The organism is Ollibium composti (genome assembly GCF_004801285.1).
In the GTDB taxonomy this organism is placed as follows: domain Bacteria; phylum Pseudomonadota; class Alphaproteobacteria; order Rhizobiales; family Rhizobiaceae; genus Mesorhizobium; species Mesorhizobium composti.
This window is the reverse complement of sequence record NZ_SSNY01000008.1, coordinates 199657-220360: the sequence shown is the minus strand read 5'-3', so window position 1 is coordinate 220360 and position 20704 is coordinate 199657. Positions and strand designations below refer to the sequence as shown.

Genomic DNA, 20704 nt, shown 5'->3' with positions numbered 1-20704 from the left:
GTAGCCGGCGGCGCCCTTGCGGGCGCCGCCGGCGCGCAGCATCATCGGCCTGGCGCCCCGGGCGCCGGCCTCCTTTCCTGTCGGGACGGCATTGGATGGCATTCGCGATCGAATTTTTCCTGCGGCGCATCAGCCAGGGGCTGGTGATCGTCCTTCTCGTCGCCTTCGTGATCTTCACGCTGCTGCGCATCGTTCCCGGCGATCCGATCCGGATCATCCTCGGTCCGATGACGCCGGCCAGCGTGCTGGAACAGACCGCCAAGGACCTCGGCCTGCGCGATCCGATCCTCGTCCAGTTCGGCCGCTTCGTCGGCCAGGTCGCCACCGGCGATCTCGGCCGGTCCTTCATCCGCGGCCTGCAGGGCGGCAGCGCCGGCGGCTCGCAGGACGCGGCCGGCTACAATCCCGAAAGCCGGGCGTCGGTCGCCGAACTCATCGGCACCGCCCTGCCTTACAGCCTCCAACTGGCCGGGCTGGGCATCCTGTTCGCCTTGCTGGTCGCTGTCCCCATCGGCATGGCGGCCGGCTTGAGGGCCGGCAAATGGCCGGACCGGCTCGGCCTCTACGTCAGTTCCCTGTTCGTCTCTTTGCCCAACATCTGGGTGGCGGTGGTGCTGATCTTCCTGCTGTCGGCCAAGGCGGACTTGTTGCCGGCGATCGGCTATCGCGGCTTCTCCTACACCATCATCCCGGCCATGGTGGTGGCGATCGAGCTGTCGCCGGTGATGATCCGCGCCATCTCGGTGTCGGTCGCCGCCAATCTCGGCGAGATTTACTACGACGTCGGCATGGTGCGCGGCCTGTCGCGCTGGACGATGATCTTCAAGCATGTGCTGCGCAATGCGGCCGTGCCGCTACTGAACCTGTTCGGCGCGCAGATGATCGGCATGCTGCTCGGCGGCCTGTTCGTCGTCGAATACATCTTCAGCTATCCCGGCGTCGGCATGCTGACCATCAATGCCGTCTTCCAGCGCGATTTCCCCATCATCCAGGCCGTCGCGATCCTGGCTTCGGGTGCGCTGGTGGCCATCAACATGCTGGTCGATTTCACCTCCACGACGATCGACCGTCGTCTGAAGTTCTAGGGAGCGGCCGCCATGACCTCATCGACCGCGCAAGCCGAGATCGCGCCTCCGTCCGCTGCGGACAACCAGCGGGGCGTGACCCGGCGCATCCTGGCGCGCGCCTGGAGCTACACCGAAATGAAGCTGGCGGCGGCGGTGTTCCTGCTCTTGGTCGCGCTTACCCTCTTCGGGCCGCTGCTGATCGATGCCTCGGCGACGAAGATGAGCGTCGCCGACAAGTTCCTGCCGCCGCTGTTCATGGAAGGCGGCCGGCTGCCGCATTTCCTCGGCACCGACCAGCTCGGCCGCGACCTTCTGCTGCGCTCGCTGGTCGGCCTGCGCAACGCCTTCGCCATCGGCGTCGTCAGCGTGATCGGCATGTTCATCCTCGGCTGCGCCATTGGCATCTATGCCGGCTATCGCGGCGGCTGGGTGGACGTGATCCTGATGCGGCTGACGGACGTGCAGATGTCGATCCCGGTCATCATCCTGGCGATCACCATCCTCGGCATGTCGCGGCCGACGGCGGTCTCCATCATTGCCGTGCTCATCCTGGCGAGTTGGCCGGTCTACGCGCGCGTCTCGCGCGGCGTCACGCTGGCGGAGCGGCAGAAGGAATATGTGCGCGCCGCCAAGATCCTCGGCGCCAGCGACCTGCGCATCATGGTGCGCCATATCGCGCCCTCGATCCTGCCGCCGATCGCCTTCGTGGCGGTGCTGGACGTGGCGCGCATGATGATCTTTGAGGCCATCTTCGGCTTCATCGGCATCGGCATCCAGCCGCCGACGCCGACCTTCGGCACCATCATCTCGGCCGGCACGCAATACCTGCTCAACGCCTGGTGGATCACCATCGTGCCGGGCGTCCTGCTGGCGCTCGCGCTGGGCAGCCTCAATCTCATGGGCGGCGTGCTGGAGCGGGCGCGCAACCATATCCTGCAGGGAGGGGAATGATGGCCCCGCAATCCATGTCGAAGCCGGGCAGCCCCTTGATGGAGGTTCGCGACCTCTCGGTCGCGATGCGCTCGGAAAGCGGCGTTCGGCCCATCCTGAACACCATAGACCTCACGGTCATGCCGCGCTCCGTGCTCGGCATCATCGGCGAAAGCGGCTCGGGCAAGACGGTGCTGTCGCGGGCGCTGGTCAACTGGATCAAGCCGCCGCTGGCGATCACCTCCGGTTCCGTCCGCTACGGCGGGCGCGACCTTCTGGCGCTGCCGGAAGAGGAGATGGCGGCGCTGCGCGGACGCGAGATCGCCTATATCGGCGCTAACCCGACCAGCGCTCTCGACCCGACCGTTCCGGTCGGCCACCAGATCCTGGAAAAGCTGCGCGCCGTGGCGCCGCAGCTGTCGCGTCAGGACGCGCGCAAGCGCATCATCGACACGCTGGACGCCGTGCGCATCCCTTCGCCCGCGAAGCGCTTCGACGAATATCCGTTCCAGTTCAGCGGCGGTATGATGCAGCGCGCGCTGATCGTCGACGCGCTCGTGTCCAACCCCAAGCTCTTGATCGCCGACAACATCACCCAGCCGCTCGATGTGACGGTGGCGGCGCAGATTCTGCGCCTGCTGCGCGACCTGCAGAAGGATTTCGATACGGCCGTGGTGTTCATCTCCTCGGCTCTCGGAATCGTCAGCGAGATCGCCGACGACATGATCGTGCTCGACCGCGGCCATATCGTCGAGCGCCAGCCCGTCAACGCGCTGCTCGAAAAGCCGGAGCACGGCTATACCCGCGAACTGATCGCCAAGGTGCCGAAGATCTGGACGGGCGCGGCGGAGCCGCCGGCGCCGTCGGCGCAAAACGTCGTGCTCGACGTGCGCGACGTCGAGAAGACCTACGAGGTGCGCGACCGCAACGCCATCTTCGCCCACCGCAAGGTGCAGGCGGTGCGCGGCGTCTCCTTCACTGTGCGGCGCGGCGAGAACTTCGGCATCATCGGCGAGTCCGGCTGCGGAAAATCGACGCTGTCGCGACTGTTGAGCTGTCTTGAAGCGCCCAATCGCGGCCAGATCCTGTTCGAGGACAGGGACATCGCGACGCTGCGCGGCAAGGACCTTCTGGCGCTGCGCCGGCGCTTCCAGCTTCTGTTGCAGGACCCCTACAACGCGATCGCCGCGCACAGCTCGATCGGCCGCACCATCGCCGAGCCGTTGCTGATCCACGGGTTGGTCCCGCGCCGCGAGATCCGCAAGCGCGTGTCGGCGGTGATGAGCGAGGTCGGCCTGTCGCCGTCTCTCTACGACCAGCTTCCGGTGGGCCTGAGCGCTGGCCAGCGCCAGCGCGTCAACATCGCCCGTGCGCTGGTGCTCGAGCCCGAACTGTTGATCCTCGACGAGACGCTTTCGGCCCTCGATCAGGTCGAGCAGGCCAAGCTGCTCGACCTGTTCGAGACATTGCAGGCACGGCGTGGCATCACCTACGTCTACATCTCGCACGACCTGGCGATGGTGCGCCGGGTCTGCGCCCGCATCGCCGTGATGTATCTCGGACGCGTGGTGGAACTCTCCGACAACGAGACGCTTTTCGCCAGTTCCTCGCACCCCTATACGCGCGCGTTGCTCAGCGCCGTGCCGACAGTCGAGGAAAAGCCCTACAAGACCGAAACCTACCTTCTGGAAGGCGAGCCGCCGGACCCGATCGACATCCCGCCCGGATGCAGCTTCCGCACCCGCTGCCCGTTCGCCTTCGATCGCTGCGCCAGGGAGGACCCGCGGCTGACGCTCCTGTCCGACGGCAGCCTCAGCGCCTGCCATCTCGAGGGAAGCGGCCTGCCGGCGGTCGACATCGCCGGTCTGCAGCCGGTCGCCACGGTTGCGCAGACCCGGCCGGTGGCGCCGTGAAAGGACCCGGAATGGAAACGGCCCAGGCATTTTTCAGCCGCCGCAAGGAAGCCCATGCGGGCTGGCGGCGTCATCTCCATCAACGGCCGGAGGTCGCCTTCCAGGAACACGACACGGCCGAGTTTCTGGCGCGGCACCTGCATGACATGGGCCTGAAGGTCGATACCGGCATCGCCGGCACCGGCATCGTGGCGACGCTGGAAGGCAATGCTCCCGGCGCATCGGTCGGCCTCAGGGCCGACATGGATGCCTTGCCGATCCGCGAGGAGTCGGCGCTGCCCTACCGGTCGGGCCGCGACGGCGTCAGCCACGCCTGCGGCCATGACGGGCACATGACCATGCTGCTCGCGGCGGCCGAGTATCTTTCGGGTGCGCGGGATTTTCTGGGCACCGTGCGCTTCATCTTCCAGCCGGCCGAGGAAGCCGAGGGCGGCGGCCGCAGGATGGTCGAGGAAGGGTTGTTCGAGCGCTGGCCGGTCGATGCCGTCTTCGGCCTGCACAATTGGCCGGGCCTGCCGCTGGGCACTTTCGCCGCCCGTCCCGGCCCCGTCATGGCGGCAATGGACCTGTTTACCATCACCATCGAGGCGCGCGGCGTGCATGCGGCGCTGCCGCATCTCGGCACGGATGCGATCGTTGCCGCCGGGGCGCTGGTTTCCAGTATGCAATCGATCGTCAGCCGCACCGTCAGCGCCTTGCAGCCGGCGGTCGTCTCGCTGACGCAGATCCATGGCGGCAATTCGCTCAACGCGCTGCCGGGCGAGGTCGTCCTGCAAGGGACGGTGCGGGCGCTGTCGGACGATACCCGCGCCATGGTCCAGCACAGGCTGCGCCGCATCGCCGACGGCATATCCGTCGCCCACGACGTGAAGATTTCACTGGCATTCGAGCCGCGCTACCCGGTCACCGTCAACGCCGTCGATCCCGCCGCGCGCGCGACCGAGGTCGCCGCCTCGATCTGGGGAGACGAGAAGGTCTTGCGCGACTACGAACCCAGCATGGCGTCGGAGGATTTCGCCTTCATGCTCAACGCCAAGACCGGATGCTATGCCTGGATCGGCAACGGCAATGACACACCGCTGCACAATCCGTCCTTCGATTTCAACGACGAACTGCTGCCGCTCGGCGCCCTTTACTGGGTGACGCTGGCGCGGTCATGGTCGCAGACCGGCACCGGGCGCAGCGGCGCCTGAGCCAATAAGGAGAACGACATGAGACTTGCCGGAAAACGCGCCCTGATGATCGGTGCCGCCACGGGGATCGGCCGTGCCTGCGTGGAGGATTTCGCCCGCAACGGCGCCCGCATCGTCGTGGCCGACATCAACGGGCCTGCCGCCGCCGAGGCGGCGGCGCTGGCGCGGGGGCTCGGCGCGAAGGCGTCGGACATCGCCTGCGACGTGCGCGAGGAAGCCTCGGTGCGCAACGCCGTGGAGGCCGCCGAGAAGGAAATGGGTGGCATCGACACGCTGGTCTATTTCGCCGGGCTGATGCGCACCGGTACTATCGAGACCGTCGAAGCCGAAACCTGGGATGCCATCTTCACCGTCAACGCGCGCGGCACCTTCTTCGCCGCCAAGCACGGCGCACCCGCGCTGAAGCGCGCCGGTGGGGGCTCCTTCATCACCACCGCCTCGCTCGCCGGCCTGCGCGGCGCGCCCGGCATGACCGCCTATGCGTCCGCCAAAGGCGCGGTCATCGCCTTCACCACGGCGCTTGCGCAGGAGCTTGCGCCGTTCAACATCCGCGTCAATTCGGTGCTTCCGGGTTGGATCGACACGCCGTTCAACAATCCCGCCATCGAGCATATGGGCGGCGTCGGACCGCATGCCGAGGTGGTCAAGCGCATCGTGCCGCTCGGCCGGCAGGGCGTGCCCGCGGAAGTTGCACCCATGTACACCTTTCTGGCATCGGAGGAATCGCGCTACGTTACCGCCAAGTCGATGATGGTGGACGGCGGCATGGCGCACTAGAAATTGCGGCCGCTGAACGTTTGGCGGCAGGTGGAATGAACATGGCCCGGCCTGGTCCCGGGCCATGGAAACGGCAGGTAATGAACGACATAGAATTCCCGACCCGGGCTCACGATTCGGCCGCCGACGATCTCCTCGAATCGCGGCGGCGGCTCGGCGTCAAGCTGCGGCTCGCGCGCCAGACCAAAGGCCTCACGCTGAAGGAACTGGCCAAGCGCAGCGAATGCTCCGAAAGCCTGCTGTCGAAGGTGGAGAACGGCAAGGCGCTGCCGTCGCTGCCGCTGGTGCATCGCCTGGTGCGTGTCCTGGAGACGAACATAAGCTGGCTGTTTGAGGAGATGGAGCCGGACGATTCGCCGATTTCGCGCGCCGGAGCGCGGCCCGTGGTCACGCTCGACAACCGGCCGGGCGACGGCGCCGGCGTCACCTTCGAGCGGATCATCCCGTACAAGGGCGGGCACCTCCTGCAAAGCAACATCCACCACATCGATGTCGGTGGCCGCAGCGGCCTGGCGATCACCCATGAGGGCGAGGAGACAGGCTATGTCCTGCGCGGCCGCATCGACCTGATCCTCGACGGCGTCACCTATACGTTGGGGGAGGGCGATTCCTTCTGCTTCCGGTCGAACACCCCGCATTCCTATCGCAACGCCGGAACGGAACGCGCCAGCATCCTGTGGACCTGCACGCCGCCCACGTTCTGACCTCCTGCTTTCCAGCCGTCTCCCGCTCGCAGGATCGGTCGCATAGGGGCCGGCGCCGCCTCGTCTGCTCAGATCGGCAGTGACAACCCGACCTTGACCCGGTCCATGACGACGAACGTCTTGAAACGCTTCACATTGTTGTTCTCGAAGAACAGCTGGCGCGTGAGGCTTTCATAGTCGGCCATCGATTTGACGTTCACGATCAGCAGGAAGTCGGCCTCTCCGGTCACATAATAGCACTGCTGGATTTCAGGAATGCCCGCAAAGGTGCGCTTGGCTCCCTCGTAGAGGTCTATTCTCTCGCTCTCCATCTCCACCTCGACGAAGATGGTGATCGACTGGTCGACCTTGGCGGGGTTCACGACGGCGATGTTCGCCTGGATGATCCCGGCTTCCTCCATCCTCTTGATGCGCCGCTGAACCGCCGGCGCCGACAGGTTTACCAGCGTCGCGATCTTGCGCTGCGGCATTTTGTTGTCTTGCTGCAGGGCGGTGAGGATCGCCCTGTCCGCCCTGTCGAGCTCCTGATCCGTGCTCATGCAATTTTCGCTCGCATCTGCCGTGAATAACGAGACATAAGTGCGCTGTAACTGCCGAAATCAAGCCGAATCTCGTCAAAAATGAAATATTCTTCAGATTAACGCAGGCGGACCGGTGGCTGGATTCCTGAGTCGAGGCACGGTCGACCGCCGGCGAAGCAGGCAGAATATCGGACTTAAGCTGGGGCAGTTCAAAAGATGAAATCGTCGACCCATTCGTTTGCCGTAAACACCGGTTTCGACGCTTCCGAACGGTATCCGGAAACTCTGCGCCCGCTCCTGAACCGGACCGACAGCGACGAGGCCCGCCGCGAAATCGCTTCCTGGGAAGGCTACGACGTTACGCCGCTGGTGTCTCTTCAGGGACTGTCCTCCAGGCTCGGGATCGCATCGCTCCACTACAAGGATGAGTCCGGCCGTTTCGGCCTCGGCAGCTTCAAGTCCCTCGGCGGCGCCTATGCCGTTCTCCGGATCCTGCTGAAGCATGTCGAGAAGAAGACCGGCAGGAAAGTCGACGCCGCCGAGCTCATCTCGGGGAAGTATGCGCATCTCACGGGTGATCTGACCGTGTGCAGCGCCACCGACGGCAACCATGGCCGTTCCGTCGCATGGGGCGCGAGGATGTTCGGCTGCAAATGCGTCATCTACATCCACGCAACGGTCAGCGAAGGCCGCAAGCTCTCGATCGAAAACTACGGTGCGCAGGTCGTCCGCGTCCCCGGAAACTATGACGACACCGTCCGCTTCTGCGCCAGCGAAGCCGAACGGCTGGGCCATATTGTCGTATCCGACACCTCTTACGAGGGTTACCTGGAGATTCCGCGTGACGTGATGCGTGGCTACACCGTGCTGGCGGCCGAAATCGTCGAGCAGTTCGCGGGCAGGGCTCCGCCCACCCATGTTTTCGTACAGAGCGGCGTCGGTGGCCTCGCCGCGGCCGTGTGCAGCTATTTCTGGGATGCGTGGAATGACCGGCGCCCCGTCTTTGTGGTGGTGGAGCCGGAAAACGCCGCTTGCTTCTATGAAAGCGTGCGGGCCGGCACGCCCACAGTCGTCGGCGGCGACCTCGAAACGATGATGGCAGGCTTGTCCTGTGGCGAGGTGTCCCTCATAGCCTGGGATATCCTTCGCGCCGGCGCGAATGCCGCCCTGTCGGTGTCCGACAGCAGCGTGAGCGCCTGCATGAGGGCGCTGGCCCGGCCGTGCGACGGCGATGCTCCGATCACTGCCGGCGAGTCCGCCGTTGGCGGCCTCGTCGGGCTGCTCACCGCACTGGGTGATGCCGATATCAAGGCCCAACTCAAACTGGACGAGAATTCCGTCGTGCTTTGCATCGGCAGCGAAGGTGCTACCGACCAGCAGCTCTACGATTCGATCATGAAAAGCGACACCGCCTTTTCGGCAGAGGACCTTGCGGCCTGAACAGGCTCGAGACAGGGGATACGCGCACGGTCTCGCGCATACACATCACAAGGAGGAGTGAGCATGAATTTCTTTCTCAAGACATTGGTAGCCGGTGCAATAAGCCTTGCATCGGCGGGATTTGCGGTTGCGGGCGATCAGATCGTCGTCGCCACCGACACCAACTTCAAGCCGTTTTCCTATCGCAACGAGGACGGCAACTACGTCGGCTACGACGTCGATATCTGGAACGAGATCGGCAAGAGAATCGGCGTCGAATACGAACTGCGCCCGATGGACTTCAACGGCATCATTCCCGGAATCCAGTCGGGCAATATCGACGTGGCCGTTGCTGCGATGTCGATCACCTCGAAGCGTGAGGAGGTCATCGACTTTTCCTACCCGTACTACAAGGCGGGCATCACCATCATGGTCCGGGCGGACGAGGATGGCGTCAAGGAACTCGGGGATCTCTCGGGCAAGGTCATCGCCACCAAGCAGGGCACCTCGACCGTTCCCTTCCTGAAGGAGAACACCGAGGCCGGAAAGGTCGCTCCGAAGGAAGTCAAGGAGTTCCCGAACATCACCGACGCTTTCCTTGAGCTGCGCGCCGGCGGCGCCGATGCCGTCATGTTCGACCTGCCGCCGCTTCAGGACTATGCGGCAACCGTCGGCAAAGATGCGGTGAAGCTCGTCGGTCCGCTCTACCTCGGCCATTTCTACGGCATCGGCATGCCCAAGGGCAGCGAACTGAGGAAGAAGATCAACGTCGCTCTCCTGGAAATGCAGGAAAGCGGCAAGCTGAACGAACTGCACAACAAGTGGTTCGGATCGGATTCCCGATAGGCCAACCGAAACAACGACAATAGAAGGAGCGAGCCGGAATCGCTCCTTTTTGTTCCGCGGGAGGCCAGATGTCTAATTTCGAGTTCGATTGGAGCGCGGTGTTCCAGGCCGTGCCGGCCCTCGTCAAGGGCGCGGAATTGACCGTCGTCATAACCTTTGGCGGGTTGTTCTTCGGCTTCATCATCGGCGTGACCGCCGGATGGATGAAGCTGGCCGGCAACATGGTGTCGAAAGCGGTCGCCAATTTCTACATCGAGGCGATACGCGGCACGCCGTTCATCGTGCAGGTGATGTTCCTTTATTTCGGCGTCCCGCTTGCGCTGGGTTTCCGCATCCCGCCGCTGGTCGCCGCCATCATCGCGCTGTCCCTGAACGCCGGCGCCTACATCGCCGAAATCGTCCGCGGCGCCATCCAGTCGATCGACCGCGGCCAGACCGAGGCCGGCCGATCGATCGGCCTTACCGCGCCGCAGGCCATGCGCTACGTCATCTGGCCGCAGGCCTTCCGGCGCATGCTCCCGGCGCTGGGCAACCAGTTCATCATCTCCTTGAAAGATACCTCGATCCTCGTCGTCATCGGGGTGGGGGAACTGACACGCACCGGCCAGGAAGTGATCGCCTACAACTTCCGCGCATTCGAGGTCTGGTTCGCCGTTGCCGTCATCTACTTCGTCATGACGTTCTCGGTCGCGCAGATCATCAAATACATGGAACGCCGTTGATCGGCCTCGAAGGATCCGGAGCCTGCAGATGATCGAAATAACGAACTTGCACAAAGCCTATGGAGAACTCGAAGTCCTGAAGGGCATCGATGTCCGCATCGAAGCGGGGGAGGTCGTTTCCGTCATCGGTCCGTCCGGGTCGGGGAAGTCGACCTTGCTGCGATGCATAAACCAGCTCGAGGAAGCGACGTCGGGCCGGATCGTCGTGAATGGCCACGATCTCTGCGCGCGAGGCACCAACATCAATCTCGTGCGCGCGGAAATCGGCATGGTGTTCCAGTCGTTCAACCTGTTTCCACACCTGACCGTGCTTGAGAATGTCACGCTCGGTCCGCGCAAGGTGCGCCGCATGCCGGTGAAGGCCGCGAACGACGTTGCGCGAAGGGTGCTGGAAAAGGTGGGGCTGTCGGGCAAGATAGATGCCTACCCCTCCCAGCTTTCCGGAGGCCAGCAGCAGCGCGTTGCCATCGCCCGTTCGCTGGCGTTGTCGCCGAAGGCGATCCTGTTCGACGAGCCGACGTCCGCTCTGGACCCGGAGCTGGTCGGTGAAGTTCTGTCGGTCATGCGCGACCTCGCCAACGAGGGGATGACGATGGTCGTCGTCACCCACGAGATGAGCTTCGCGCGCGACGTCGCCGACCGGGTGATTTTCATGGATGGCGGGCACATCGTCGAGGACGGTCCGCCGAAGGAGGTGTTCAAGGCTCCCAAGAGCCCGCGCCTCAAAGACTTCCTGCGCCACGTCGTTCAGCACTGAACCGAAGCGCATCGTTTTGCCGAATGAACCATCGAGGGTTTGGGAAGATCATGGCTGTCGACTTTCAGAAGATCAGGGAAATGGCCGAGCTTTACCGCGAGGACATCGCACGCTTCCTGCGTGACATGATCGCGATCCCCAGCGAGAGCTGCCAGGAAGGCGAAGTCATACGCCGCATCCAGGCCGAGATGGAAAAGGTCGGCTTCGATCGCGTAGAGATCGATCCCATGGGAAACGTTCTCGGCTATATCGGCAACGGCCCCAGACTGATCGCGCTCGACGCGCATATCGACACGGTGGGAATTGGCGATCGCGGCAATTGGGACCATGACCCCTATCTCGGATACGACGACGCCGAGATCGTCTACGGCCGGGGCGCAAGCGACCAGGAGGGCGGCATGGCCGCGATGGTCTATGCGGGCAAGATCATCAAGGAACTCGGTCTGGACGAGGGATACACTCTGCTCTGCGCCGGCACGGTGCAGGAAGAGGATTGCGACGGCCTGTGCTGGCAGTATCTGATCGAAGAGATGGGCATCAGGCCGGAGTTCGTCGTCAGCACAGAACCCACCAACTGCAACATCAATCTCGGCCATCGCGGCAGGATGGAAATCCGCGTCGACGTGCGCGGAAGGAGCGCCCATGGAGCCATGCCGCATCTGGGCGACAATGCCATCTTCAAGATGGGCAGGATCCTGTTGGAACTCGAAGACCTCAATGCGCGGCTCCCGGAAAACGAGGTCCTCGGCAAGGGAACGCTGACGGTTTCGGAGATATTCGCGAGCGCGCCGTCCCGCTGCGCCGTGGCCGACCAGTGCGCGATCTCGATCGACCGCCGCATGACGCTGGGCGAAACGGTGGAGAGCGCGCTGGAGGAAATCCGCTGCCTGCCAGCCGTCAAGGAGGCCGGCGCGGCCGTGTCTCTCTACACCTATTCCAGGACGTCCTGGCGCGGCTTGGACTACCCGACGGAGTGTTACTTTCCGGCATGGTACATCGAGCGCGAGCATCCGGCCTGCCAGGCGATGCTGTCTGTGCACCAGTCGCTCTACGGCAAGGAGCCGGCACTCGGCATCTGGAATTTCTCCACCAACGGCGTGGCGATCATGGGGCGTCACAACATTCCATGCATCGGCTTCGGCCCCGGCATGGAGGAGCAGGCGCACGCCCCTAACGAGATAACCTGGAAGGATCATCTGACAAAAGCGGCCGCAGTCTATGCGGCACTTCCTTCCGTCTTCGTCGGCGGAACAGGACAGTAAGCATCCGCCATCCCTGGCTTTGAACGCCCGGTTGTGTCGCTGGACCGATCCGCGAAGGAGCCGGGCTACGCCCGAACCGACAGACCGCGTTCGGTGAGTGACGCCGCTCTTCTGAGTGGCGTCCTCGCTGATGTTTCTCGGCGCGATCAAGCGGCCGTTCAGGCGTTCGCTCGGTTTGGGACGAGCGCAGGGTATGGAAGCGACGGTCGCATTTCATGCGGATGGAAGGGCTGGCGGCCGAGACCCATCCGTAATGAAAATACTATGCGGCGGATGCGCAGCCACCCTCGAAAACATATGCCGATAAGCCGAAGTCTACGGGCCTGAACACGGTCTGCGCTGCCCACGGCATGCGCACCGTGCCGATGGAGAACGGCGCAATGCCCGACATTTTCATGCTGGCGATCGGCCTGGGCTTCTTCGCCTTTCTCGCCCTCTACGGTTTCGCCAGCGAACGGCTCTGAGGAGACGGCGATGATCCTCGACTACGCATTGGGCGGCTTCGCCGCCGCGCTCATCCTTGTTTACCTCATCTACGCGCTGCTGCGCCCGGAAAGGTTCTAATCATGACCCTCAACGGCTGGCTTCAGATCGCGCTGTTCTGCGCGATCGTCATTGCGCTCGCAAAGCCGCTCGGCTGGTACATGACGCGGGTCATGGCGAGCGAGCGCACGTTTCTCTCGCCCGTGCTGCGTCCCGTAGAGCGCCTGCTTTATGCCGGCGCCGGCGTCGACGAGCGGCAGGAGCAGCACTGGCTGACCTATACGGTGGCGATGCTGGTCTTCAACGCGGCCGGCTTCGTGGTTCTGTTCGCGCTGCAACGGCTGCAAGGCTTCCTGCCACTCAACCCGATGCAGATGAGTGCGTTGTCGCCGGATTCGGCCTTCAACACCGCCGTCAGCTTCGTCACCAACACCAACTGGCAGGGTTATGGCGGCGAAAGCACCATGGGCTATCTGGTCCAGATGGCCGGGCTGACGGTGCAGAACTTCGTCTCCGCCGCCACCGGCATCGCCATCGCCATGGCGCTGATCCGCGGCTTTGCGCGCGCTTCGGCGAAGACGGTCGGCAATTTCTGGGCTGATCTGACACGCTCGACGCTTTACGTGCTCTTGCCGCTCTCGATTCTGTGCGCGCTGTTCTACGTCAGCCAGGGCGTCACCCAGACGCTCGGCAGCTATGTCGATGCCACCACGTTGGAAGGCGCGAAGCAGACCATCGCCGTCGGCCCGACCGCCTCGCAGCTCGCGATCAAGATGCTCGGCACCAATGGCGGTGGTTTCTTCAATGCCAATTCGGCGCATCCGTTCGAAAATCCGACGGCTCTGACCAACCTGGTCGAGATGGTGTCGATCTTCGCCATCGGGGCGGCGCTCACCAACGTCTTCGGCCGCATGGTCGGCGACGAGCGTCAGGGCTGGGTGATCTTCGCGGCCATGGGCGTCTTCTTCCTTGCCGGTGTCGCAGTCACCTACTGGGCGGAAGCCGGCGGCAACCCCGCCTTCGCGGCCCTCGGCATCGACGGCGGCAACATGGAAGGCAAGGAGGTTCGCTTCGGCATCGCCGCCTCCGCGCTGTTCGCGGTGGTGACGACGGCGGCTTCGTGCGGTGCGGTCAACGCCATGCTGGACAGTTTCATGCCGCTCGGCGGCCTGATCCCGGTCGTCAACATGCAGCTCGGCGAGGTCATCATCGGCGGCGTCGGCGCGGGTCTCTACGGAATCCTGCTGTTCGTCATCCTGGCGATCTTCATCGCCGGGCTGATGGTCGGCCGCACGCCCGAATATCTCGGCAAGAAGATCGAGGCCAAGGAAGTGAAGATGGCGATGCTCGCCGTGCTGTCGCTGCCGCTCGCTATTCTCGGCTTCACCGCCGCAGCGGCCGTGCTGCCGACCGCACTTGCCTCTCTGGCGAATGCCGGCCCGCACGGTTATTCCGAGATTCTCTACGCCTACACCTCGGGTGCGGCCAACAACGGCAGCGCCTTTGCCGGGCTGTCGGCCAACACGCCCTGGTATAACCTCACCATCGGCCTCGCCATGCTGATGGGCCGCTTCCTCGTCATCGTGCCGGTTCTGGCCATTGCCGGCTCGCTGGCGGCAAAGAAGACCGTACCGGCCTCGGCGGGTACCCTTCCAACCCATGGCGGCCTGTTCGTCGGCCTGCTCATCGGCGTCATCCTGATCGTAGGCGGCTTGACCTATTTCCCCGCACTCGCCGTCGGCCCGATCGTCGAGCATTTCGCCATGCTGGCCGGGCAGACTTTTTGAGGAACGCATCATGACCAAATCCTCGGAAATCAGCGTCTTCGATCCCGCCATCGTCGGGCCGGCCGTTCGTTCGTCCTTCGCCAAGCTCGATCCGCGCGTACAGTTCCGCAATCCTGTGATGTTCGTGGTCGAGATCGTCGCCATCCTCACCACCCTGATCTTCCTGCGCGACCTCGCTTTCGGCGGCAGCCGGCTCGGCTTCTCCTTCCAGGTCATCCTGTGGCTGTGGTTCACGCTGCTGTTCGCCAATTTCGCGGAAGCCGTGGCCGAGGGGCGCGGCAAGGCGCAGGCCGACGCGCTGCGCCGTACCCGCACCGAAACCGACGCAAAGCTGCTCGCCGTCGACGGCTCGACCTACGAGCTGGTGCCGGCGACCAGCCTCAAGGTCGGCGACATCGTGGTCGTCGAAATCGGCGATATCATCCCCTCCGACGGCGAGGTGATCGAAGGCATCGCCTCGGTCAACGAGGCTGCGATCACCGGCGAATCCGCGCCCGTCATCCGTGAATCCGGCGGCGACCGCTCGGCTGTCACAGGCGGCACGCAGGTGCTGTCCGACCAGATCAAGGTGCGCATCACGGCGGCCGCCGGTTCGACCTTCCTCGACCGCATGATCTCGCTGGTGGAGGGCGCGCAGCGCCAGAAGACGCCGAACGAGATCGCGCTCAACATCCTGCTTGCCGGCATGACGCTGATCTTCGTACTGGCCGTCGTCACCATCCCGAGCTTCGCCCATTATGCCGGCGGCACGATCCCGATCGTCGCATTAGTCGCGCTGTTCGTGACCTTGATCCCGACCACCATCGGCGCGCTGCTGTCGGCCATCGGCATCGCCGGCATGGACCGGCTGGTGCGCTTCAACGTGCTCGCCATGTCGGGCCGCGCCGTCGAGGCGGCGGGCGATGTCGATACGCTGCTGCTCGACAAGACCGGCACGATCACGCTCGGTAATCGGCAGGCGACCGAATTCCTGCCCCTGTCAGGTGTCAGCGAACGCGACCTGGCCGACGCCGCGCAGCTTTCCTCGCTCGCCGACGAGACGCCGGAAGGTCGCTCCATCGTCGTGCTCGCGAAAGAGAAATATGGCATCCGCGGCCGTGAGATGGGCGAGTTGCATGCCCATTTCGTGCCCTTCACCGCGCAGACCCGCATGAGCGGCGTCGATCTCGACGGCTCCACCATCCGCAAGGGCGCGGTCGACGCCATGCTCGCCGATGCCAGCATTGCAGGAAAGCATCGCAGCGACGGGCAGGCCGCGCGCGAATTGCGGCAGGTAGCGGAAGGAGTAGCAAAATCCGGCGGCACGCCGCTGGCGGTGGCGCGCGACGGCAGGCTGCTCGGCGTCGTGCACCTGAAGGACATCGTCAAGGGCGGTATCCGCGAGCGTTTTGCGGCCCTTCGCCAGATGGGGATCCGCACCGTCATGATCACCGGCGACAATCCGATGACGGCGGCGGCCATCGCCGCCGAAGCCGGCGTCGACGATTTCCTCGCCCAGGCGACGCCGGAGAACAAGCTGGAGCTGATCCGCGCCGAGCAGGCCAAGGGCAAGCTGGTCGCCATGTGCGGCGACGGCACCAACGATGCGCCCGCACTTGCCCAGGCCGACGTCGGCGTGGCCATGAACACCGGCACGGTGGCCGCTCGTGAAGCAGGCAACATGGTCGACCTGGATTCCGACCCGACCAAGCTGATCGAGGTGGTGGAAATCGGCAAGCAGCTTTTGATGACGCGCGGCTCGCTGACCACCTTCTCCATCGCCAACGACGTGGCGAAATACTTCGCCATCATCCCGGCCATGTTCGTCGCCTTCTATCCGCAGCTCCAGGCGCTCAACATCATGCGGCTGTCTTCGCCCGAAAGCGCCATCCTGTCGGCCATCATCTTCAACGCGCTGGTCATCATTGCGCTGATCCCGCTGGCGCTGAAGGGCGTGAAGTACCGCGCCGTCGGCGCCGCCGCGCTGCTGCGGCGCAACCTCCTGATCTACGGCCTCGGCGGCATGATCGTGCCGTTTCTCGGCATCAAGGCTATCGATCTCGTCATCACCGCCGTCGGCCTCGCCTGAAAGGGACATTCGAAATGTACGCCCATATCCGCCCCGCTCTTTTCATGATCGTGGCCCTCACCGTGCTGACCGGGCTCGTCTATCCGCTCGCCGTCACCGGCATCGCACAGGCGGTCTTCCCGGCCCAGGCGAACGGCAGCCTGGTCGAGCGTGACGGCCATGTCGTCGGCTCGGCGCTGATCGGTCAGGCGTTCGTCAGCGACCGCTATTTCCATCCCCGCCCATCCGCCGCCGGAAACGGCTACGACGCTTCCGCCTCCGGTGGCTCGAACCTCGGTCCCACCAGCGCCAAGCTGATCGCGCGCGTGAAGGCGGATGCTGCGGCGCTGGAGAAGCGGAATCCCGGAACGCCGGTGCCGGTGGATCTCGTCACCACCTCGGGCAGTGGCCTCGACCCGGACATTTCGCCGGAAGCGGCATTGTTCCAGGTGCCGCGTGTCGCCAAGGCTCGCGGGCTGGCGCAGGAAACCGTACGTGCACTCCTTTCTTCGCATATCGAGCAGCGGACCGGCGGCCTGCTTGGCGAGCCGAGGGTGAACGTGCTGGAACTCAACCTCGCGCTGGATGCGGCCGAGGCACAATGAGATGGGAGCACCTCTTGCGCAATTGCAGGATGGTGGCAATGCTCCGGCGTCACCGAGGGTGACTGAAAGGACGGCTTGAGCGCACGACCGATGCCGGACCAGAAAGCCGAACCCAAGCGTCCCGACCCCGAGGCCCTTCTGCGCGAAGTGGCGACGGAGACGCGGGGCCATCTGAAGGTGTTTCTCGGCGCCGCTCCCGGCGTCGGCAAGACCTACGAAATGCTGCTTTCCGCCGCCGCCCAGCGCCGCGCCGGCGTCGATGTCGTCATCGGCCTGATCGAGACGCATGGGCGCGTCGAGACCGAGGCGCTGGTCCACGGCTTCGAGATCGTGCGGCTGAGGCAGCTCGACTACAATGGCCGGCACCTTCGGGAGATGGACCTCGACGCCGTATTGGCGCGCAAGCCGGCGCTGGTGCTGGTCGACGAACTGGCGCACACCAACGCACCGGGAAGCCGCCATCCGAAGCGCTACCAGGATGTCGAGGATCTGCTGGCGGCCGGCATCGACGTCTACACGGCCGTCAACATCCAGCATCTGGAAAGCCTCAACGACGTCGTCCAGCAGATCACCCGTATCAAGGTCCGCGAAACCGTGCCGGATGCTTTCCTCGATCACGCCGACGAGATCGAGGTGATCGACCTCACGCCCGCCGACCTGATCCAGCGGCTGAAGGAGGGCAAGGTTTATGTTCCCGGCACGGCAGAGCGCGCGCTGACGCACTACTTCTCGGCTGGCAACCTGACGGCGCTGCGCGAGCTGGCGTTGCGCCGCACAGCCCAGCGCGTCGACCAGCAACTGCTCACCCATATGCAGGCGCATGCGATCTCCGGCCCATGGTCGGCCGGCGACCGCATCCTCGTCGTCGTCAACGAGCACCCCAAGGCGGCTGCACTGGTGCGCTATGCACGGCGCATGGCCGAACGGTTGCGTGCCCCGTGGACCGCGCTCTATGTCGAGACGCCACGCTCGCTGCGGCTCAACGAAGCGGCGCGCGACCGCATCGCCGAAGCGTTGCGCATGACGGAGCGACTGGGCGGCGAGGCGGTGACGATGCCCGGACGAGAACTGGCCGGAGAAATCCTCGACTATGCAGCGAAGAACAATTTCAGCCACATCGTCATCGGTCGCAGCCGGCGCTCGCGCCTGCATGAGTTGATCTTCGGCTCAATCACCTCCGAGATCGTGCGGCGCGCCGGAAATGTCGCCGTCCACGTCGTCACCGGCGACGAGAAGGGTGCGCCGGCGGCGAAAACCGTAGACACGCGGCCTGCCGCGGCACCGTTCGATGTGCGACCTTATCTGATTACTGCGGCTGTGGTCGCCGTGGCGCTGGGGTGTGGCGAAGTGCTGGCCCGCTTCCTCAACGTGCAGAACGTCGCGCTGGTGTTCCTGACCGCCGTTCTGGTCAGCGCCGTCGCCTTCGGCCTCAGCGCTGCTCTGTTCGCCAGCCTTCTCAGCGTGCTGGCTTTCAACCTGTTCTTCCTGCCGCCCTATTTCAGCATCACCATTTCGGACCCCGAAAACGTCGTCGCACTATTCTTCTTCCTTGTGGTGGCGCTGGTCGCCTCCAACCTGACGGCCAGCGTGCGCGCGCAGGCGCTGGTGGCGCGCCAGCGCGCCCGCACCACCGAGGACCTCTACCTGTTCAGCCGCAAGCTGGCCGGCATCGCCTCCATGGACGATCTTCTGTGGGCGATTTCCTCGCAGGTCGCCTCTATGCTGAAGGTGCGGGTCGTCCTGTTCCTACCTGAAAACGGATCGCTCGAACTGAAAACCGCCTGGCCGCCCGAGGACGTTGCTGAGGAGGCCGATCTCGCGGCGGCGAAGTGGTCATGGGAAAGCAGCCGGCCGGCCGGTCGCGGCGCCGACACGATGCCAGGCGCCCGGCGCCTGTTCCTGCCGATGCGGACTGGCCGTGGATCGGTCGCGGTGATCGGCATTGACAGCGACAAGCAGGGCCCGCTGCTGACGCCGGACGAGCGGCGCCTGCTCGATGCACTGTCGGACCAGGCGGCGCTCGCCATCGAGCGCATCAACCTGTCGAAGGATTTCGACAAGGCGCAGCGCGCAGCCGAGCGCGACCGGTTGCAGGCGGCGCTGCTCACTTCGATCTCGCATGATCTGAGGACGCCGCTCGCCTCCATCCTCGGCGCGGCGGACGGCTTGGCGGGGTTGCCAGACCTGACGGTGGACGATCGCAAGGCGCTGCTGTCGACCATCCAGGAGGAGGCAGAGCGGCTGAACCGCTTCATCGCCAACCTGCTCGACATGACGAAGCTGGAATCGGGCGCGGTGACGCCCAACATGGGGCTGGTGGATGTGAGCGAAGTGGTCGGCAGTACGCTGCGGCGAGCGGAACGGATCCTGGCTGGGCATCGCGTCGAAACGGCTCTCGATCCGGGCCTGCCCATGGTCCGGATCGATCCCGTCCTGTTCGAGCAGGTCCTGTTCAACCTTCTCGACAACGCTGCCAAATACGCACCCGCGGGAACGATCATCTCGATGGAAGGCCGGCGCGCCGGTAACTTGGTCAGCCTCCGGATTCTGGATGAGGGGCCGGGCATCCCGCAAGCGGATCTGGAGCACGTCTTCGACAAGTTCTATCGTGTGCGCAAAGCGGACAGCCAGCGCGCCGGCACCGGGCTCGGCCTCGCCATCTGTCGCGGCTTCGTCGAAGCGATGGGCGGGACGATCGAGGCGGGCAACCGGGCCGATCGGCCCGGCGCGGTCTTCACCATCACCCTGCCAGCGCAAGCGGAGGCCACGGCATGAACGCAAACGCCGCCACGATCCTGATCGTCGACGACGAGCCGCCGATCCTCCGGCTCTTGCGCACTAGCCTCGTCTCGCAGGGCTTTCAGGTGATCGAAGCGATGAACGGCGAAACAGCGCTCGCCGAGGCTGGGCGATCCAGCCCCGATCTCGTCATCCTCGATCTCGGTCTGCCGGACATGGACGGGCTGGACGTGATCCGCACCTTGCGCAGCGCCGGCAATGCCGTGCCGATCCTCGTCCTGTCGAGCCGTTCCGACGAGAAGGGCAAAGTCGAGGCGCTCGACCTCGGTGCCGACGACTATGTGACCAAGCCGTTCGGCACGGCGGAGCTTTTCGCCCGCATCCGTGCAGCACTCAGGCACCGGCTGCAACAACAGGGCGAGCCGCCGGTGTTTCGCAGCGGCGATCTCGAAGTCGATCTGGTGCGCCGTATCGTGCGCATGCGCGGCGAGGAGGTGAAGCTGACGCCGAAGGAATACGATATCCTGCGCATGCTGGTCGCCCATGCCGGCAAGGTGCTGACCCACCGCATGCTGATGAGCGAGGTCTGGGGTGGCGAGACCGATGTCCAATATCTGCGCATCTATGTCCGCCAGCTGCGCCAGAAGATCGAGACCAACCCCGAACGGCCGCAATACATCCTGACGGAAACCGGCATCGGTTACCGGTTGAAGATGGAATGAACGAGGGGCCGCGCGCCCGCGACCGGACTCGTGAAAAATCGATTGGAGCGTTTTGCAGCCGGACGGAATCGTCTGGCGTCGCACAAATGCCGCTAAGGCAAAGAGATAGATCGTTGCGCCGTTTCCGTGAAACGATCCAGGAGCGGAAACGGACGACGGCTTGAAAGCCTAGCCGCAAAGAAGCCTGCCGTTCCTCGCGCGCGGAAATAC

At 64.6% G+C, this 20704-nt stretch carries 18 protein-coding genes; 17 read left to right on the top strand and 1 reads right to left on the bottom strand.

The features are described 5' to 3' along the window. The first annotated feature begins 95 nt into the window (after nt 1–95). From E6C48_RS15025 to E6C48_RS15000, 6 genes are all read left to right on the top strand, one after another. Nucleotides 96–1085 (top strand): ABC transporter permease, encoded by a 990-nt coding sequence (locus E6C48_RS15025; RefSeq protein WP_136358590.1) that lies wholly within the window; start codon nt 96–98, stop codon nt 1083–1085. Between the two features lie 12 nt (nt 1086–1097). Continuing rightward, a complete protein-coding gene (locus E6C48_RS15020; protein WP_136358588.1) occupies nt 1098–2018 on the top strand; it encodes an ABC transporter permease in 921 nt (306 codons plus the stop codon). Continuing rightward, nucleotides 2018–3910 (top strand): dipeptide ABC transporter ATP-binding protein, encoded by a 1893-nt coding sequence (locus E6C48_RS15015; RefSeq protein WP_230978777.1) that lies wholly within the window; start codon nt 2018–2020, stop codon nt 3908–3910. The genes E6C48_RS15020 and E6C48_RS15015 overlap by 1 nt, the downstream gene beginning before the upstream one ends. Before the next feature lie 11 nt (nt 3911–3921). Next, nucleotides 3922–5103 carry a M20 aminoacylase family protein gene (locus E6C48_RS15010; protein ID WP_136358586.1) on the top strand — a complete coding sequence of 394 codons (1182 nt, stop codon included), beginning with the start codon at nt 3922–3924 and terminating at the stop codon, nt 5101–5103. 18 nt (nt 5104–5121) lie between these two features. After that, nucleotides 5122–5880, top strand: a complete 759-nt coding sequence (locus tag E6C48_RS15005) for an SDR family NAD(P)-dependent oxidoreductase (RefSeq protein ID WP_230978776.1) — start codon at nt 5122–5124, stop codon at nt 5878–5880. A gap of 80 nt (nt 5881–5960) precedes the next feature. Beyond that, the gene (locus E6C48_RS15000; RefSeq protein WP_168734539.1) at nt 5961–6584 is read left to right on the top strand and encodes a cupin domain-containing protein; all 624 of its coding nucleotides are present in this window, start codon (nt 5961–5963) and stop codon (nt 6582–6584) included. A gap of 68 nt (nt 6585–6652) precedes the next feature. Here the strand turns inward: E6C48_RS15000 and E6C48_RS14995 are convergent, their stop codons facing one another. Further along, complete coding sequence (locus tag E6C48_RS14995; RefSeq protein ID WP_136358582.1) at nt 6653–7123, bottom strand: Lrp/AsnC family transcriptional regulator; 471 nt, start codon at nt 7121–7123, stop codon at nt 6653–6655. A gap of 198 nt (nt 7124–7321) precedes the next feature. Between E6C48_RS14995 and E6C48_RS14990 the strand changes: the two genes are divergently transcribed. The 11 genes from E6C48_RS14990 to E6C48_RS14940 all read left to right on the top strand — a co-directional run bounded on the left by E6C48_RS14990 (nt 7322) and on the right by E6C48_RS14940 (nt 20494). After that, on the top strand, nt 7322–8545 hold the full coding sequence (locus E6C48_RS14990; protein ID WP_136358581.1) for a diaminopropionate ammonia-lyase: 1224 nt from the start codon (nt 7322–7324) through the stop codon (nt 8543–8545). Nucleotides 8546–8608: 63 nt separating this feature from the next. Continuing rightward, nucleotides 8609–9370, top strand: a complete 762-nt coding sequence (locus E6C48_RS14985; protein WP_136358580.1) for a transporter substrate-binding domain-containing protein — start codon at nt 8609–8611, stop codon at nt 9368–9370. A gap of 68 nt (nt 9371–9438) precedes the next feature. Continuing rightward, nucleotides 9439–10092, top strand: a complete 654-nt coding sequence (locus E6C48_RS14980) for an amino acid ABC transporter permease (RefSeq protein ID WP_136358579.1) — start codon at nt 9439–9441, stop codon at nt 10090–10092. Between the two features lie 28 nt (nt 10093–10120). Next, nucleotides 10121–10849 carry an amino acid ABC transporter ATP-binding protein gene (locus tag E6C48_RS14975; protein WP_136358578.1) on the top strand — a complete coding sequence of 243 codons (729 nt, stop codon included), beginning with the start codon at nt 10121–10123 and terminating at the stop codon, nt 10847–10849. A gap of 50 nt (nt 10850–10899) precedes the next feature. Next, nucleotides 10900–12111 carry a YgeY family selenium metabolism-linked hydrolase gene (locus E6C48_RS14970; protein WP_136358577.1) on the top strand — a complete coding sequence of 404 codons (1212 nt, stop codon included), beginning with the start codon at nt 10900–10902 and terminating at the stop codon, nt 12109–12111. Between the two features lie 474 nt (nt 12112–12585). After that, complete coding sequence (locus E6C48_RS14965) at nt 12586–12675, top strand: potassium-transporting ATPase subunit F (RefSeq protein WP_136358576.1); 90 nt, start codon at nt 12586–12588, stop codon at nt 12673–12675. A gap of 2 nt (nt 12676–12677) precedes the next feature. Further along, a complete protein-coding gene (gene kdpA, locus E6C48_RS14960; RefSeq protein WP_136358575.1) occupies nt 12678–14381 on the top strand; it encodes a potassium-transporting ATPase subunit KdpA in 1704 nt (567 codons plus the stop codon). Nucleotides 14382–14391: 10 nt separating this feature from the next. After that, on the top strand, nt 14392–16449 hold the full coding sequence (gene kdpB / locus E6C48_RS14955; RefSeq protein ID WP_136358574.1) for a potassium-transporting ATPase subunit KdpB: 2058 nt from the start codon (nt 14392–14394) through the stop codon (nt 16447–16449). A 14-nt stretch (nt 16450–16463) separates the two neighbouring features. Then, nucleotides 16464–17033: a potassium-transporting ATPase subunit KdpC gene (kdpC, locus tag E6C48_RS14950; RefSeq protein WP_136358573.1), complete on the top strand. Its 570-nt coding sequence runs from the start codon at nt 16464–16466 to the stop codon at nt 17031–17033. Nucleotides 17034–17123: 90 nt separating this feature from the next. After that, nucleotides 17124–19808 (top strand): sensor histidine kinase, encoded by a 2685-nt coding sequence (locus tag E6C48_RS14945; protein WP_136358685.1) that lies wholly within the window; start codon nt 17124–17126, stop codon nt 19806–19808. After that, entirely contained in the window at nt 19805–20494 is a 690-nt protein-coding gene (locus E6C48_RS14940; RefSeq protein ID WP_136358571.1) for a response regulator, read from the top strand. Before E6C48_RS14945 ends, E6C48_RS14940 begins: the two co-directional genes overlap by 4 nt. Nucleotides 20495–20704 lie beyond the last annotated feature (210 nt).